The 17,223-nt window shown below is 40.0% G+C and carries 16 protein-coding genes; 6 read left to right on the top strand and 10 right to left on the bottom strand.

From position 1 onward, the window contains the following. Positions 1–9: 9 nt before the first annotated feature. Positions 10–1,080 (bottom strand): ferredoxin reductase, encoded by a 1,071-nt coding sequence (locus ACNS8M_RS05120; RefSeq protein ID WP_168417958.1) that lies wholly within the window; start codon positions 1,078–1,080, stop codon positions 10–12. A gap of 154 nt (positions 1,081–1,234) precedes the next feature. Here ACNS8M_RS05120 and fabR point away from each other — a divergent pair, with 154 nt between their 5' ends. Both fabR and ACNS8M_RS05110 read left to right on the top strand, forming a co-directional pair. Continuing rightward, positions 1,235–1,915: an HTH-type transcriptional repressor FabR gene (gene fabR, locus ACNS8M_RS05115; RefSeq protein ID WP_168461349.1), complete on the top strand. Its 681-nt coding sequence runs from the start codon at positions 1,235–1,237 to the stop codon at positions 1,913–1,915. A gap of 197 nt (positions 1,916–2,112) precedes the next feature. After that, positions 2,113–2,550: a hypothetical protein gene (locus tag ACNS8M_RS05110; RefSeq protein ID WP_168461348.1), complete on the top strand. Its 438-nt coding sequence runs from the start codon at positions 2,113–2,115 to the stop codon at positions 2,548–2,550. A 109-nt stretch (positions 2,551–2,659) separates the two neighbouring features. Here the strand turns inward: ACNS8M_RS05110 and rapA are convergent, their stop codons facing one another. The 8 genes from rapA to ACNS8M_RS05070 all read right to left on the bottom strand — a co-directional run bounded on the left by rapA (position 2,660) and on the right by ACNS8M_RS05070 (position 11,335). Next, on the bottom strand, positions 2,660–5,497 hold the full coding sequence (gene rapA, locus ACNS8M_RS05105; RefSeq protein ID WP_168461346.1) for an RNA polymerase-associated protein RapA: 2,838 nt from the start codon (positions 5,495–5,497) through the stop codon (positions 2,660–2,662). A 146-nt stretch (positions 5,498–5,643) separates the two neighbouring features. Then, positions 5,644–6,288: an RluA family pseudouridine synthase gene (locus ACNS8M_RS05100; protein WP_168461344.1), complete on the bottom strand. Its 645-nt coding sequence runs from the start codon at positions 6,286–6,288 to the stop codon at positions 5,644–5,646. A 162-nt stretch (positions 6,289–6,450) separates the two neighbouring features. Beyond that, complete coding sequence (locus tag ACNS8M_RS05095) at positions 6,451–7,167, bottom strand: acyl carrier protein (protein ID WP_168461343.1); 717 nt, start codon at positions 7,165–7,167, stop codon at positions 6,451–6,453. A 164-nt stretch (positions 7,168–7,331) separates the two neighbouring features. After that, on the bottom strand, positions 7,332–7,529 hold the full coding sequence (locus ACNS8M_RS05090) for a DUF6966 domain-containing protein (RefSeq protein WP_418910435.1): 198 nt from the start codon (positions 7,527–7,529) through the stop codon (positions 7,332–7,334). 282 nt (positions 7,530–7,811) lie between these two features. Then, complete coding sequence (locus ACNS8M_RS05085) at positions 7,812–8,228, bottom strand: GlcG/HbpS family heme-binding protein (RefSeq protein WP_168417964.1); 417 nt, start codon at positions 8,226–8,228, stop codon at positions 7,812–7,814. A gap of 78 nt (positions 8,229–8,306) precedes the next feature. Further along, a complete protein-coding gene (gene hemL, locus ACNS8M_RS05080) occupies positions 8,307–9,608 on the bottom strand; it encodes a glutamate-1-semialdehyde 2,1-aminomutase (protein WP_168417965.1) in 1,302 nt (433 codons plus the stop codon). Between the two features lie 33 nt (positions 9,609–9,641). Then, entirely contained in the window at positions 9,642–10,262 is a 621-nt protein-coding gene (thiE, locus tag ACNS8M_RS05075) for a thiamine phosphate synthase (protein ID WP_168417966.1), read from the bottom strand. Between the two features lie 689 nt (positions 10,263–10,951). Then, complete coding sequence (locus ACNS8M_RS05070; protein WP_286429732.1) at positions 10,952–11,335, bottom strand: DUF962 domain-containing protein; 384 nt, start codon at positions 11,333–11,335, stop codon at positions 10,952–10,954. Between the two features lie 242 nt (positions 11,336–11,577). On the opposite strand from ACNS8M_RS05070, the gene ACNS8M_RS05065 reads away from it, so the two are divergent. Together ACNS8M_RS05065 and ACNS8M_RS05060 are read left to right on the top strand one after the other, a co-directional pair. Further along, positions 11,578–13,044: a CYTH domain-containing protein gene (locus tag ACNS8M_RS05065; RefSeq protein ID WP_286429731.1), complete on the top strand. Its 1,467-nt coding sequence runs from the start codon at positions 11,578–11,580 to the stop codon at positions 13,042–13,044. Positions 13,045–13,215: 171 nt separating this feature from the next. Further along, positions 13,216–14,682, top strand: coding sequence for a CHAD domain-containing protein (locus ACNS8M_RS05060; RefSeq protein WP_286429730.1), 1,467 nt, complete (start codon positions 13,216–13,218; stop codon positions 14,680–14,682). A gap of 127 nt (positions 14,683–14,809) precedes the next feature. On the opposite strand, the gene ACNS8M_RS05055 is transcribed toward ACNS8M_RS05060, so the two are convergent. Beyond that, a complete protein-coding gene (locus tag ACNS8M_RS05055) occupies positions 14,810–15,442 on the bottom strand; it encodes a hypothetical protein (protein WP_168417969.1) in 633 nt (210 codons plus the stop codon). 108 nt (positions 15,443–15,550) lie between these two features. Between ACNS8M_RS05055 and ACNS8M_RS05050 the strand changes: the two genes are divergently transcribed. Then, on the top strand, positions 15,551–15,952 hold the full coding sequence (locus tag ACNS8M_RS05050; protein WP_019836689.1) for a DUF3144 domain-containing protein: 402 nt from the start codon (positions 15,551–15,553) through the stop codon (positions 15,950–15,952). A 135-nt stretch (positions 15,953–16,087) separates the two neighbouring features. After that, the gene (locus tag ACNS8M_RS05045; protein WP_286429729.1) at positions 16,088–17,152 is read left to right on the top strand and encodes an amidohydrolase family protein; all 1,065 of its coding nucleotides are present in this window, start codon (positions 16,088–16,090) and stop codon (positions 17,150–17,152) included. Positions 17,153–17,223 lie beyond the last annotated feature (71 nt).

The following is a 17,223-nucleotide window of genomic DNA, read 5'->3' as shown; positions in this document are numbered from 1 at the left end:
GAAACTCGCTTATAAATCAATAATTAAATCTGTTTGTGCTGAGTTAACACATATTTTTAACTGGTTATTTGGTTCACTATTTTGAACACTATCTACCAAGTTTTTTGTTGAGCCTTCAGCTTTATTACATACGCATTTATGGCAAATACCCATGCGGCAACCATATTTCGGTTTGATATTTTGCTGCTCTAGGCTTTCTAAAATTGATTTGCCTTTTGGAATGGTCACAATCTTTTTAGATTTAGTTAAGGTGACTTGTACCAAGCCCACATCGTCCCCTAAAACAGGGGTCATGCTAAAAGCTTCAGTTTTAACCACAGCAGCCTGAGTAAACAGTTGTTCAACCTGAGTAGTAAAACCAGATGGGCCACATGCAAATACGGTGCTCTGATCCATATTTGCCAAGTCTTGTAGATGTTCCGCATTTAAACGACTGTGTTTCAAACTCGGCTCTTGGGTATAAAATACTTGCAATGTAAAGTTAGGAAATTGCTCTGCCCAAGCTTCGAATTGTGCTTTAAAAGCTGCATCTGCAAAGGTTTTAACCCAATACAGTAAATGAATTGAAGTACCACCCAAACGGCCTGACTGCACCAAATTCTGAATGAAGCTGTACATTGGCGTAATGCCACTGCCCGCTGCCAATAAGATTAAAGGCTGCGTTTGAGCAGGCAATTGCATGTCGCCATAAGGTGCACCAAATTCTAATGTGTCGCCCAACTTAGCCTGCTCAACCAGCCATGTACTGACTTTGCCCTGATCGACCTTTTTCACGGTCAATAAAACATGTTGTGCATCTAACTGAGTCAAACTATAAGTTCGCTCATAGCGTACACCTTGAATGTTTACATAAACTGGATGATGCTGACCTGCTGCACCCATTTGAAACTTTTTATTGACTTGTAGTGTGAGACTCACCACATCTTTTGCGGTTTGCTCTTTTTTTACAATTTTGCCGAGTGACTGATTCACCGACCATAAAGGATTTACTTTTTGCAACCAGAAGTTTGCTGCATAAGGGTCTAACACAGCCGTTGCAAGACTACTAAGGGGAGATTTTCTTTTTTCAGTTAGCTGCATGATTCAGCACCACCCGATGAAATTTTAATTATTATACACATGTATATATATTTGTATATACACTTGTATTGTTTCTAATCATTTCACAAGTACTAGCGCAGCCGCTATAATGCCTCTAAGCTTATAAATTATTGAAAATATGACTCAACCTGCCATGAAAACAAACCATGATGTGACTTTCCCAGAATCTGAAACGGTTCGTGAGCCTCTTGTCGTGCGTACGGTTGGGCGAAAAGCCACCATTACCAAACAAGAGCTATTTCAGGCAGCATTAAATTTAATTGGCCCACAGAAAAGTATCGCCTCGTTAAGTTTACGTGAAGTTGCACGTGCAGCAGGCATTGCACCAAACAGTTTTTATCGTCATTTTAAAGATATAGATGAACTTGCAATTGAGTTGATTGATCGTGCAGGTGTGGTCTTACGTCAAATTTTGCATCAAGCACGCTTAAAAGCATCTAAACAAAACAGTATTATTCGCAGCTCGGTTGAAGTATTTATTGAACAATTAGATACCGATGAAGGCAATTTAAGTCTGTTATTACGTGAAGGGTATACAGGTTCAATTCCATATAAACTGGCAGTAGAGCGTCAATTGAACTACTTCCAACAAGAATTGCAGGATGATTTAATTCGTCTAGAACGCTTAAATAACAGTAAGCTGGCGCATCCTGATATTGCAGCCAAAGCGATTACTCAACTGGTGTTTAATATGGGCGCCAAAGTGATTGATATGCCCACGGCTGAACGTAAAGAAACCGCCGAACAAACCATGATTATGATTCGTATGATTTTAGAAGGCGCACGTCATTTGGATGAAGCTAAAATTCGATAAATCTAAACTTTGCTCCTCTCTATCAAAGCGGCTTTGTGAATACAAAGCTGATTTTTTATTTGGAATGAATCTGTTTTGATATACAGCATAATTTACTAAGCAGAAAACCACAACGTCACTTTATGACGCAGAAATTCGACAATAAATCCCAAACTTTCTATGATAATAGTGTAATAACAACAAAATAAAGGAAAAATATGCTCTTTCTTGATGACACGAACGATGCACAACCGCAACAACAATTCAGCCTCGATGTATCACAAAATGCTGCCTCTATTCAGCGACACATCTTAGCACTCTGTCAAAAGCATAAACCTGAAGTGATTGTCGCTGAAGGTATAGAGGCAAATTATATTTTAGAAAATTTACCTGAAATTCAACCTCACTGCGGTGCCATTGCCCTCAAACAACCAACGCTAGAAAATGTTTCTTTTGAAAAGTTACAACAAGCCTTTTTACAACGTGGGCAACAGCGTTTTTATAATGTAATCGTGATGCTATCTCAGGATCATCCTCAATTTAAACAATTGAGTCATTTATTTTATATGATCAAACCCGATGCTAACTTTGAGGCAGAAGTCGAATATTTACTCAATACCTACTTTCTACTAGGTGATGCAACAGACACAGATTAAATGACAAACCCTAAATAGCAAAACCTGCATGACACAACTAAAGTCAAAAAATAAAGCACCCGAAGGCGCTTTATTATGGATACAGTAGATACAGATTTACTGTCACTGATTATGGCTTAACCACCACCATCACCTGAATGGCTTCAGGCGTAACCGACAAACCATCCAACAAACTCAAACCTTCTTTTTGCAATTTCTGTAAGCGTGTAATTTCATCTTCACGAATACTTGGGTTAAATTGCTTTAAATAGCTTAAACGGTCAATTTCGTATTGCCATTTTTTGCTATATACATCTTTGGCTTGTTGCTTAAATTCAGGCAACGCAGCTTTGGCCAATTCCAAGGCTTGTGTATAACGTGCTTCGATTACATCGCGGCGTGCTTTCACCACTTGGCGGCAACTGTTGCCATCTAAATGATGTAAATAAGGTTTTAAAATTTCAGGTGCAATTTTTTGCGATAAGTCCTGACCTTTTTCACTCAATAAAACACGAACAAGTTGCTGCGGCAGACTCGATGGCAAGTTCAGCGCTTTCGGTGCAATTACATCCACTTTAAACCAAACTTCCAGTAATATCGAACCTTGTGGCAAGGCAGCAGATTTTAATACTGCAACGTTAGTACTACCGAACCCTTGAGTATTGATCATTTCCATCACACTTTCTGTGAATGGATGCTCTAGTGTTAGATATTGCGCATCTTCACGAATTTGTGCCTGATCACGATAAAAAGTCGCAGTCATGCCCTCTTCGTCTAAAGTCAAACCTTGAACTTGCATTTGATCCGTAGGTTTAATAATCACTGTACCGTTACTTTGCTCATCGAAGTCAATATTGGTCGAGGCCATAAAGCGCTTCATAAATATTGGCAAAGTGGTATTGTCATCATACTCTTCAAGTGCCTGCACAATTTCTTGTGCTACCACAGGACGGCATGAGTTGTACTCCAACAAACGATCTCGGCCTGCTTGTAATTCTGCTTCCAACGCTTCTCGCTGTACGCTTACTGCTTCCAATAAATCTTCAAACTGTTGTCCCAAATCTGCAAGTAAGCAGTCTTTTAAATCGACAATAAAGTTTTCTTGTAAGGTTTGTGCAGTTGGGGAAATGTTGCTGAAAATATTAAGTGCTTCGTTGTACCAACGGAACATACGTTCTTGTGCTGTACCAATTAAATATGGCACATGTATCTGAATACGGTTTTCCTGACCAATACGGTCTAAACGACCGATACGTTGCTCCAATACATCTGGGTTGGCTGGCAGGTCAAACAAAATCAGGTCTGAGGCAAACTGGAAGTTACGTCCTTCAGAACCAATTTCAGAACACAATAAAATTTGTGCGCCGTAAGAGTCTTCTGCGAAATACGCTGCCGCTTGGTCACGCTCAAGTAAGCTCATACCTTCATGGAACATTGCTGTACGAATACCTGCATGTAGGCGCAGCGCATTTTCAAGCGCCTCTACTACAGGGCCGCTACGCGCAATTAAAAGCACTTTTTTGTGTTTTAAATCGCTGCGCAAACGCTCCATTAACCACATCACACGTGGGTCAGTTTCCATCCAGCTACCATCGAGCTGTGCTTCTTCTGGCCACATTTGTTCACGTAATTTACCATCTTTAGACCAGTTTTCTGGTGCAGCCAATGGCGCAGGCTGACAATCACGACCTGGGAAACCTTGAATTGCTTCACGCGTGTTACGGAACAAAATACGCCCTGTACCGTGACGATCTAATAATTCGTGGATAGCACGGAAACGCTGCTCGGTATTATCTTCAATGCGATGTCCCAACAAACCTTCCAATGCTGCAAAATGGTTTTCTTCCAATGCAGTATCTGACATTAACACTTCAGCAATTTTTGCCGTATGTTGATATTGTGCTTCTTCATCCAAGAAACGATCTAGTGAACTAAAACGTTGTGGGTCAAGCAAGCGTAAACGTGCAAAATGGCTTTCTACACCCAATTGTTCAGGCGTTGCTGTGAGTAATAACACCCCTGCCGTTTGTTCTGCTAACTCTTCGACCAGATCATAGCGGTCATTGCCGCCTTCTTCTTCGCTCCACATTAAGTGATGCGCCTCATCCACCACCAGCAAATCAAAACCGGCTTCTAGGGCTTGCTCACGTAAATCATCGTGGTCAATCATTAAGTCGACTGAAGCAATAATACATTGTTCAGTTAAAAATGGATTCAGGTCAGGGTCATGTTCTTTAATAGATGCTGTGCGGGTTAGATCAAACAAAGAGAATTGCAGATTGAAACGGCGACGCATTTCAATCATCCACTGATATTGCAGAGAATCTGGCACCAAAATCAGGATACGTTCTGCACGCCCTGTTTTGAGTTGCTGATGGATAATCAAACCTGCTTCAATGGTTTTACCCAAACCAACTTCATCTGCTAACAGTACGCGTGGTGCAAAACGCTTACCCACTTCATGTGCAATATAAAGCTGATGCGGAATTAAACCGACACGTGAACCGACCAAGCCTCGTAATGGACTGCTTTGCATATTGGCTTGCATCAACATCGCTTCAATACGCAGGTCGTACCATTCTTTATAATCAATTTGGCTGGCAAGCAAGCGGTCTAAAGGTTTAGACAGTTGAATACTGGCCCCTATACGGGTTTCATTCAGTGATTTATGTTCTTCTGTGCCATCGGCTAAACGGCGTCCGACGTTATAGCGCAGCACCCCATGGCGGTCTTCTACAGATTCAACCGTCCACAGATTGCCTTCTTGGTCTTGAACTTCATCATTTACATTAAAAATAATACGCGATAAAGGTGCATTGTTGCGTGCATAGACACGGGTTTCATCACTTTTAGGGAATAAAATGCTGACCGATCGCTCATCTACATCAATCAGAACACCTAGTCCTAATTCTGTTTCTGTGTCTGATAACCAACGTTGACCAATAGCAAACTGCTGCAATTTTTCCACCTTTATTTAGAAGTTAGGACGTATAAATTTTTGCGCAAAACTTGATGAGTATTTGAGCAAAAATTCAGTGCGTATAGCAATATATTTTGACATAAAGCGCACTAAAAAGAGAGCCTAAAGCACAGGCTTTACATAATCTTTTTAGCTTAAAATGGGACTGGGCAAACAAACTGCACACGTTGTTCAGTTTGCGGATGCAAAAAACTCAATTCGGCAGCATGTAAACACAAACGCGGCATGAGTTGTTGTTGTTCTGGCGTAGCATATAAGGTATCGCCAATAATCGGATGACCTAAATATTGCATGTGCACCCGCAGTTGATGTGAACGCCCTGTAATCGGAGTTAGCTCTACACGGGTCACGGTTTGCCCCTGCAATTCAAACTGTTCCAACGCACGCCAATGCGTTAAAGCTGGTTTGTTATGGGTTGCATCGGCAATATGTAATGGAGGATGTGCAGGATCATACACCACAGGCACATCTACAGTGCCTTCACCTTGCAGTTGCCCTGCTACCAATGCTTGATAGGTTTTGTCGGTTTGGCGCTCTTGAAACTGACGTGAAATTCGCTTTTGCGCCCATTTGCTTAAAGCAAAAACCAAAATGCCAGAAGTATCACGATCTAAGCGATGTATCAGCAAAGTACGTGGTTCAATTTTAACTAAACGACTAATCAGACAATCTTGCAAATCGACTGTTTTACCTGGAACTGTGAGTAGACCTGCGGGTTTATGTATCACCATAAACTCATCATCACGATGAATCAGGTGTTCGCTTAGAAAATTACTCAATTTCAATTCCAGGCCGATCGTGAAAATAAGGCGGCAATGATAAAAAGCCTGACACAGAATTACAATGCAAAATTTGCGAATTCCAGATGAATTTTCCGATTTACATTCCTGAATCCGACAATCTGCTGGATTTTAAATCAGACCACTTTTAGAAATGTGTTTTTATGACGTAGATGATATGGGTGACTTTAAAATCTGCAGCAATTGCAACAAATTTAAGCTCGGTTGATAATCTTCATAACGGATATTGGCGCCATTGGCTCGCCACAATCCAACTAAGCTGACTATTGCCACAGAATCGAGCCCATAATCTTTTAAAGCAACATGTGGATCAATTTCTAAGGCTTCCATATTGAGCTGTTCTGCAAGAGCGAGCAAAATTCCTTTAGGGGAAAGAACATAGTCGGATGGTGCAGTTAAACTCCATAAACGATTCAGCGTATAGCTATTTACATGATGTAAGCCTTGCTTGGAAATAGTATCAATCCATTGAATATGCTGCTCTAAATTGGACAATAAAATGGCGTCATCCACCACACAAATTGTTTCTGTGACACTTTGCAAATAAGGCAAAACCTGTTTCAAAGCGGGTGTGATCTGCCCTGCAAAAATAAGCTGTGGATGACTCGCTGCATATTCTCCAAGTTGCTGCATCCCTTGAATCAGATCATCGCCATATAAATCGACAATTGGAATATCAAGTGCTTTGGCTTTGTTGCTAATTTGAATCAGATGCTGCATGAGTTGGCTTTCTAAAGCCCCAGACAAACTTCTGATATGGTGTAAACCGACTAACACTAAAACTGAAGTAGATGCATGCAGTGACCATTTGGCTTGTGATGCTGCCAATTGGATTTTTTTAGGCATGGGGTAAAACATGAGCGGCTCTTAAAAACAAAGTAATACTTCAATCATTCGATGTTTATTGTAGTTTACAATTGAGTTATCTTTTTGATGTTATTTTCCAAACCTTCATTATCATATGTTATTCCCAAGTAGAAATGTCCTACCTTAAAACCAAATAGAAATGTCCCATACAGACATTATGTTAAATAAGCATACAATTTGTTTCTTAATTCATTTAAATAGTTATTTTCTTTAATAATAGGAATTCCATCACTATGTAAGATGAGATCATTAATTGATCCCATTCCACCAAAACTAATACGCAATTGATACTTTGCATAATCGGGATCTTCTTGAAGACATAAGAGCATATTCTTATATGATTTTTCCCAAATTTCAAATCAAACTCTTCAAATAATGTTATCAGCTTTTAAATTATTAAGGCTCTAGACTTTCAATTTCATTGTTCATCAATTATTTAATTTCCCTAAAATTAACATAGTACAGCTTATACGCAATTCAATTTTTTATTCCATATAAATCACACTCTTACAGCATTCCAAAAAGCCCATTCATACCTGAGTGGGCTTTTTTAATGATTTGTCAGGTTCCACGCTTCATGTTGGAACAACTTTAGTTGAGTTTATTGAATTGAGCTAATCAATTTCTATTTTGAATTAGCTTTGCTGCGCCAAAAACTTCTCAATCGCCACCTGAGCAATTTCCGCATCTTCAAATGACTTGACGCCAGACACACCTATTGCACCCACCAATTGCTCTTGATAGATAATCGGCTCAGCACCTTCGAGCATGCCTGAAAAACTGTCTAGGCTGAGAAAACCTAATTGTCCATTTTTAATCAAATCTTCCAACAATTTAGTTGGGCAACGGCTGAGCGCAGAACACTTGGCTTTTTCCAAACTCAAACTTGCTGTCATTGGCGATGCACCATCCATACGTTTCATCGCCAAAGCAGAACCTGTTTCATCGACCACTGCAATACTGACATTAAAGTTATTCTGAATTGAGTATTGATGGGCTTGGTCTAATAAAAATTCCGCATCGCTTAAAGTCAAATAATGTTTGGTTTGCATCTCGCTATTTCTCTTAATCAAAGTCGTATAAAAAAGCCCGAACGAATTCGGGCCTAATGTTTTGCAAAAATAAAATGTTTAAGCTTTCATTTCCGCAAATGTTTCTTTCGCTGCTTGAATGGTGAAAGCAATATCTTCATCACTGTGTGCAGATGAAATAAAGCCTGCTTCAAATGCAGATGGTGCCAAGTTCACACCACGTTGCAACATACCGTGGAAAAACTTACGGAAAGCATCTACATCACATTTCAGCATAGAATCAAAACTAGTGATGTCTTCTTGATCGGTAAAGTACAAACCAAACATCGCACCAACTTGTTGCGTCTTGAATGGAATACCGACTTCATCTGCTGCAGCTTGCAAGCCTGTAAGCAATTTTTCCAGTTGTGCGGTTAGCTTTTCATAAAAACCTTCGGCACGTAAATGTTTGAACATTTCAATGCCTGCACGCATGGCCAATGGGTTACCCGACAAAGTACCGGCTTGATACACTTTGCCTAATGGTGCGATACATTCCATCACTTCACGCTTACCTCCGAAAGCGCCCACTGGTAGGCCTGCACCAATAATTTTACCCAATGTGGTCAAGTCAGGTTTAACACCATAATGTGCCTGAGCACCACCTAAACCAACACGGAAACCAGTCATTACTTCATCAATAATAAAGACTGAACCATGTTCATCACACACATCACGAATGGCTTGCAGGAAACCATCGATTGGTTTCACTAAGTTCATATTGCCCGCAACAGGTTCAACAATTACACCTGCAATTTCAGCACCGAATTTTGCAAAACATTCTTTTAAGGTTGCAATGTCGTTGTATGGAAGGGTTAAGGTGTGTTTAGCAAAATCGGCAGGCACACCCGCAGAAGTCGCCTCGCCCTCACCACTGGTCAAAAGTCCTGAACCTGCTTTTACTAACAAAGAATCTGAATGACCATGATAACAGCCCTCAAATTTCACAATTTTGTCACGGCCTGTATAACCACGCGCCAAGCGAATTGCAGTCATGGTCGCTTCTGTACCTGAGTTGGTCATACGCACCAATTCAATTGAAGGCATGATTTCACAAATAATATCGGCCAAGGTTGTTTCATGCACAGTTGGCGCACCAAAGCTCAAACCATCTTCTGCCGCAGCTTGCACTGCCTGAATAATTGCAGGATGTGCATGCCCTAAAATCATTGGTCCCCAAGAACCAACATAGTCAACATAGCGTTTGCCATCGACATCATACAAATAAGCACCTTTGGCTTTTTCAATAAACACAGGGGTTCCACCTACCCCATTAAATGCACGTACAGGTGAATTGACCCCACCTGGAATATGTTTATTGGCTTGTTTAAACAATTGTTCTTGCTTTGGAGATAAGCTCATGGAGGCACTCAACTTAAAAGATAAAATTAAAAATTAGGCTTCTGCATTAAAAAGAGCAGACCAATCATAAACTCGCTGTGCAACGGTGTGCATCGGACGATCCAATACATCACTCACTACTGCACACAAATCTACACCTGCATCAATCACAGGTTGACTATTTTCGACCGTTAAACCACCAATGACACAAATAGGCACATTCAAATTTTGCTTAGCATGCTGAATGGTATCTAGGCTGACCTGACTCGCTTCTGGTTTGGTTGGTGTTGGATAGACTGCGCCGAATGCCACGTAGTTAGCACCATCGGCGATGGCTTGTTCCGCCAGTTTCAATGAGTTATTACAACTGCGACCAATCAGAACATTTTTAGGTAAACGCGCGACCGCTTCAACAATTGAACCATCGTCTTGGCCCAAATGCACGCCAACGCCATATTTAACCGCTGTTTCAAGATCATCATTAATCACAAAAGGAACTTTGTATTGATCACACATCGATTTCATATATTCAATTTCGTAAGCCTGCTGTTCTTTCGGCACATTTTTACGGCGATATTGCAATACTGCCACTTCTGCGGTTGCCATTGCTCCTTCCAGCTTTGCCAACAGAAGTTCAATCGGATCATCATTGGTAATCAAATATAAACCGCGCATCATCCCAACCACACAAAATACAATGCGCGCATTATGACATATTCGGATGCACTACGGCAGAAGCCTGCGGATAAAAGCTAAATTTACTCAAATGCTATGCGCTTCATTTATAGAGATAAAAATTTTAAAAATACCCAATTCTAGTGATAGCCGCATCTAGCAAATTTAGTTTTAATTGAATTGCGCAAAACAAAGCAAGAACTGTAAAAAGTTCAATAAGATATGGATACTTGGTGATGTAGACTGAGCAATCCATAATGTTTACCTAACATAATAACAATATATTTCGGTAAGCCATTAGACACCCGAGGGTTTGTGCCAGAGCGCATGTGGGGGTGCGACAAATCATCGGGTGTCTAAATTTTTTAATATATGTTGTATTCAATATAAATTTTTCTAAGGCTATCTCCAACTTACACCCTATAAAAGCTATGCTTAAAGGTATTAGATGGCTGATCTTTATTCATATTAAGTCGAAATTGCACAACCATAAAAAAAGCCTAGAGAAGGTCGCTCTAGGCTTGGAAAGTCACAAATGTCATCAAATTATCATATTAAATTTGATAAACACATTATTAGAATATTCACTCTAGTATTTCAAGAAAAAATTAATTTAATTTGTACATTTTTTATGAAAATAATCACACATCGGTAGTTTTTTGTCTAAACGGTATAAAAATACTTTAAATTCAACTTGGAATTTTATCTTTAGCACGGTTTTGTAAACTTAAATGACCGCGTAATACGTCGGCAAACATACGCCAATCTGAAATAAAACTATATACAGGTTGTTTAAAACTGGCAGGTTTGTTTTTTTCAAATACAAAATGCCCAACCCATGCACAGGCATAGCCCGCAACCAAGCCATACAACACATATTTAGCTTTTTTATGACGTATTGCTTTGCTCACACAATACAACCCAATACTGCTACCCGCCACGTGCAAACGACGACTCATGATATTGCGATGTTCGGTCAAATAAAAACGATAAAAAGTTGAGTAGTCTTGAATAGGTAATTCAAACTCAGGTTCTGGCGTTGGTTCAAATTCTGGTTTTAATGCAGCGTTCATGTTCATCATCCTGATGTTAATTAGCTTGGGCAAATTCTTATGGTCTATTACCACACTCTAAACGATGCTCAAATAAAAACCAACCCATGAAAAAGCATCAGGTCAAGTCTTACATCTTTGCTGATTTTAGTTACAATCAACGGCACTTTTGCAAAACTCAAATTTTGCGCTTTATCACAAATTTATAATACCAATATGTTTGCTGCTTCATGGCAGCTTGCTTTATTTTCAGGACGTCATTCATGGTCGAAGTTGAATTAAAATTTCAAATTCCAGTCGCACGCCGCACTGCTTTACTCAAAACTTTAGACCCTAAAAAATCCACTCAAATTGCATTAAAAGCTTTGTATTTTGATACACCAACTCATGATTTAGCACAACACGGAGTAGCCCTTAGACAGCGTTTAGAAGGCCAACAATGGATTCAAACGTTGAAAGCTGCAGGACAAAGTCATTTTCACAGTTTTGAACATAACCACCCGCTCGAAACAACAGAGATACAAGACACTCCTCCACAGCTTGATCTGCACATTTATCAAAATACTCCAGAAGCACAGGCAATTTTACAGCATGCTTTGGGTACAAATTTCGATCAGTTACAGCTTCAATTTGAAACGGATATTCAACGTACCTCACGTGTGATGACGCTAGAAGACACTGATATTGAAATCAGTTTAGACGTTGGCAAGATTCGTTGTGCAGATTCAGAAGTTGAGGTACACGAAGTTGAATTTGAGCTTAAACAAGGCTCTATTCAGCACTTGTTAGCCTTTAGTTTTGAATGGGTAAAAAAATTCCACCTGTGGTTGGATGTACGTAATAAAGCAGAAATTGGACATTTACTTTCTGTAGAACAAAAAGTCCGCCCTGCAACATTAGCTAAAGAATTTTACTTTAGCAAAAAGGACAATGCAGACCAAAATTTACGCCTCTTGATTGCACAACAATTACAGCATTTGTTGCCTAATATTGCCGCTATTTCTGCGCAAGTGGCGGAGCAAAGTCATATTGATCAGGCACAGCTTGCCTTGCAGCATTTACAATTCACCCTGTCGTTATTTAAAGACTGGTCTAAACATTTGGGTGATAAATGGGCCATGCAAATTGCAGCTTTTAAACAGCATTTTGACCATTTGCAGCACTTGGAACACATGCAGGCCACACTGGGTGCTTTTTTACAGAATCCAACCACAGCAGAAAACCTGAAAAAAGACACATTGTATGCACAGGAAAAACTGGTCAACTTAGTCCGCTCAACGCAAAATGTGCATCACTATTTAGAATTGCTCATGTTTAGTTTGGCACCAAACGACAGCACAGGTATTGACTTAAAAACTGCAGCACAGAATACCCTGCAACAACAATATAAACAGCTGCATGAACAACTACAGCAAAGCAATATTCATGACTTTGAAAGTTTAGATCAGCTGGCTTTGCGTATTCAGGAACTTAAATTTAGCTTCCCAGTTTTAACACATATTTATGATGTGAAAAATTTGCAAAAATATAGTAAAGCCCTGAATGATGCGCAACTGGCTGCACAGGAATATCAAATTTTGGCATCTTCTGCACAATATATTCAGCAAACGGAACTTGAAGCCAGCGACTGGTTTGTTTTAGGTTGGCTCACGGCTAAACAAGAAGTCTATGCACAACGTCTGTTAGAAGCGACAGAACAATTTATGGTGAGCCGTAAATTTTTAAAGTAATCACAAAAAATCATACATAGCAGTATGGGCACTCCCCCTGCTGCTTGGGCAAAACACCAACTTTAGATTTATTTTCCTTTTCAATCTTTTATTCACATTTTCTCTCTTGTTCATTTATAGATTTGCACTATAGTAAAAAGAACTTGGCTTGTTTCATCGAGGGTGTTCCCGATGTCTGAAATAGAATTAAAGTTTCAAATTCCGTCTACTTATCGTGCCGCATTTGAAAAAGCATTTAAAAAGAACAAACTGGTTCAGCAACAACGCTTATGGGCTAAATATTATGATAGCCCTGAACAGCACTTGGCCAAGCAGCGCATTGCACTGCGTCAGCGTTTAGAGGGTGATATTTGGCGTCAGACTCTAAAAGCACCCAGTCCACAACATTATGAACGCTTTGAGCTAGAGCATGAATTAGGATACGAAGCACCTGAACAATGCGACTTGGCATGTTATGAAAACCATAAACAAGCCAGAAAGATTTTGAAAAAAGCATTGGATGGTTCAAATGCGAATTTAACCCTGCAATTTGAAACCGATGTTTTACGCTACAGCCAATTGGCACATTATAAAAACAGTCAAATTGAAGTTGCTTTTGACTTAGGTGAAATCCGCCAAGGCAAACAATCGGTAGAAATTTACGAAGTTGAGTTTGAACTCAAACAAGGTGAGATTGCAGATTTAATTGCCTATATTCAGCCTTGGATTAAGAAGTACCATTTGTGGCTCGATACACGCAGTAAATCACAACGTGGCAATATGCTGCATAACAATGAAAGTATGATTCCTGTGCAACAGCAAAGTGCTTTACAACTGGAACATCCAGAAAATATGCACGCACTGTTGGCACAAATTACCCAAAATTGTTTGGCACATTTACTACCGAATGCAACCGCCATTGCCAGTCAAGATTATGCCAGTGGGCATGTGCACCAAGCGCGTGTCGCTATCCGCCGTTTACGCAGTGCCTTTAAAATCTTTGCTGAATACGATGCGCTGGCCAATCAAAACTGGGAAAGCCAATTGGCCACCCTGTTTCAGCAATTAGGCTCCACCCGCGATCAAGATGCCTTGCGTGAAAGCCTGATTCCACAACTTGAAAGTGCTGGTTCGCCAATTACAGAATTACCACCTGCGGCCAATGAAAATATTGCGATTGATGCGATTTTCCGCTCACCCACAACCACACTCTTACTTTTACAATTGATCAGCTTTAGCCATGCTTCGGCTGCTGAAGACCCTGAGCAAAAACCAATCAAGAAAATTTTGCGTAAACGACTACAAAAAATGCATCAACAGATTTGTGAAGATGCAGGTCATTTCCAACAATTTGATGTAGAAACCAAGCACCGTACCCGTAAACGAGTCAAACGCTTGCGTTATACAGTTGAATTTGTCAGCAGTCTATTTGCAGAAAACGAAGTCAAAACATATTTAAAAAACCTAAAACCGTTACAGGAAACTTTAGGACATTTTAATGATTTGATGGTGGCACAAGGTTTATACGAAAGCCACGCTCAAACTGAACCCAAAACGTGGTTTGTATTGGGTTGGATTGCATCAGAAGAACGTCACATTTCCGTGCAGGCCGAGCAAGATTTACAACAATTTGCGCAAAGCGAACCATTTTGGTCATAGCTGATTGTTCAGTTTTGATAAATAAATAGCTCAACACAGTCATTAGGATTGTGTTGAGCTAAATGGTTTTGTGATCATTTTTGAATCACATTTATTACCACAAGATTTAATCAATACCCCATACCTTCTAACGATACTTACCAAATACTTTCCAAGTCTGATTATCGGCTAAAGGGTCTTGATAGCTGTCACTGCGCTGTTTACGTGGCTTGTCACGAGCATCAACCAGTTCAAAATGCGGCTCTACACTTAAAACAATACCATTCACATAAAAACGGGTACGAGTATAGTCACTTTGCCCATGTTGAAACACGTAAGTGCGCAAATCAATAAACTCACGATGTGCTACCAGTGCTGCTGTATCATCACTATCTAACCAGCGCTGCATGGCCTGAATTTCAGATGGTTCAAATTGCCCACATTTTTCAATTAGACTGGCAATCCCCCGAAAAGTTTTAGACTCTTTGGCACGGGTTTTATTCACCCGAATTCGATCTACATGAAAATAAAACAACGGTAAATTTAAATGGCTAGGCAAATGAATGGCATCGATTACTTCATCTTGCATAAAAGGCTGGAATAAATCCTGAGCACGCTCAATTAACCCCGTCCACTGCCCATAATAATGTGCAACTTCGGCAGCAGTTCCATAGTAAATAGGCAGCCCTTCTACATGTGCAAGCTGTGCAGGTGGCCAAATATTTTGACGTAATAAGGCAATATCACTTTTTAAACTTTGTACTGCAATTGCATCTTGCATGACCCGCTCCAATCTTACTTAGGCTATTTTTAGATTAAGGCAAAGGTTTTGTTTCTGCAAGGCTTTGCCTATAATGAGGCATCTAAATTCTTAGCTTAGGAAAAGTTCATGGTTCAAAAGATTGAAGCAACCGATGTAACCGAAGAAGAAGCATTAAATGCCGCTTTTTTTGAACGTGCCGATGAATTTATTAAACAGGCGAATGGCTTTTGTCACTTTGAAAAAGGCTCTACAGTAAAACCCGCTGAAATTCGTGGTCAGGTCAGTGCTGCCATGTTGTTCGCTACAGCGCGTTTTAATACTTGGGTCGCTGCCAATAACTTTAAAGATGGCAATGAAATGCGCGATGCCAAAGATCAGGTGATGTCGTATATTTTGCAGCAATTTCAAATGATGCTAGAAGATAACTACGACGAATACTGCGAACAGTTTGAAAACTATTTGCGCTTCCGTCATAACGAAGAGTTTCATACCAATAAACATGATCATTCACACGATCACGAACATTAAGTTCTGCATAAAAGCCCTATGGGGCTTTTTTAATGCGCTAGTTTTCCAATTTGTAGTTTTTCGATCAATACCCTTCCCTTTTGCAACGTGATGGCTTTGAATAGTGAAATAACAGCGTTATAAAAAAGGATGATTATGCAGAATCTAGGATTTGCACTCATTGATGCGCATATTCACCAATGGGACCCGTATAACACGCCACACAGCGCAAGATTGGCGGTAAAACTTTTGGGGAAACATCCCAATTTACTCGATAAAACCATCCGCTTGATTAAACCCAAAGCGCTGATTGAAACATTGGGACGCACAGAACACGTTACTTCAGCCTATTTACCTGAACACTATGCACGTGATTTAGGCTTTTATCCTGCCGAAAAAGTCGTGCATATTGAAGCCAACTGGCACGATCATAAAGGCAAAGGTGTGGTTGGTGAAACGGAGTTTATAGAATGCCTAGATTTTAAAAATAATGGTTTCGCCTTGGGTGCAATTGTGGCTGCCGCAGACCCGCGTGACCCAAATTTTAAGAAAATTCTAAAACTGCATCATAAAGCTTCACCGCATTTTCGTGGTATTCGCAAAATGGCTGCAGTGCATGAAGATCGTGGGATTTTTGCATGGGCAGATGAACCTAATTTGTATCGAAATAAAAAGTTTCTAAAAGGCTTTGAAGTCTTGGCACAATACAATTTAAGTTTTGATGCATGGACATATTCGACCCAACTGAGTGATGTCTTGGCACTGGCCAAACAGTTTCCTGAAACATCCATTGTACTTGACCATTTGGGCACACCTGCTGGACTGTTTGGACAGGTGGGCCATCACACAGGTATGACAAAAACTGCACGGGAAAATATCCTGTTCCGCTGGCAGGAAGATATTGCAGAATTAGCACATTGTCCAAATGTTTACAGCAAAATATCAGGCTTATTCATGCCTGTTTTGGGGCACCAATTTCACCCACAAAAACGTGAAGCATCGAAACAGGAAATTATAGATTTGACCGCACCACTCATTCAGCATGCTTTGCAAAGCTTTGGTATGTATAGGTTAATGTTTGCCTCAAACTTCCCTATGGATCGAGTCAGTACCTCTTTGGTCAATTTAATTGATGCAACTAGCGATATTGTTGCTGCATATCATCCAAATGCTTTGCAACAAGTGTTTCATCATAACGCTAAACAGTTTTACCGCTTATAAAGCCGTGAAACAGCTTTTCAAAACGCTCCAATCAAACTTCAAGAAAAAAAAAGCGCATCGAAGTTGATGCG

It is taken from the genome of Acinetobacter sp. A2 (assembly GCF_048537555.1).
In the GTDB taxonomy this organism is placed as follows: Bacteria; Pseudomonadota; Gammaproteobacteria; order Pseudomonadales; family Moraxellaceae; genus Acinetobacter.
Note: the sequence above shows the minus strand (reverse complement) of the source record. Positions and strands in the feature narration are given on the sequence as shown.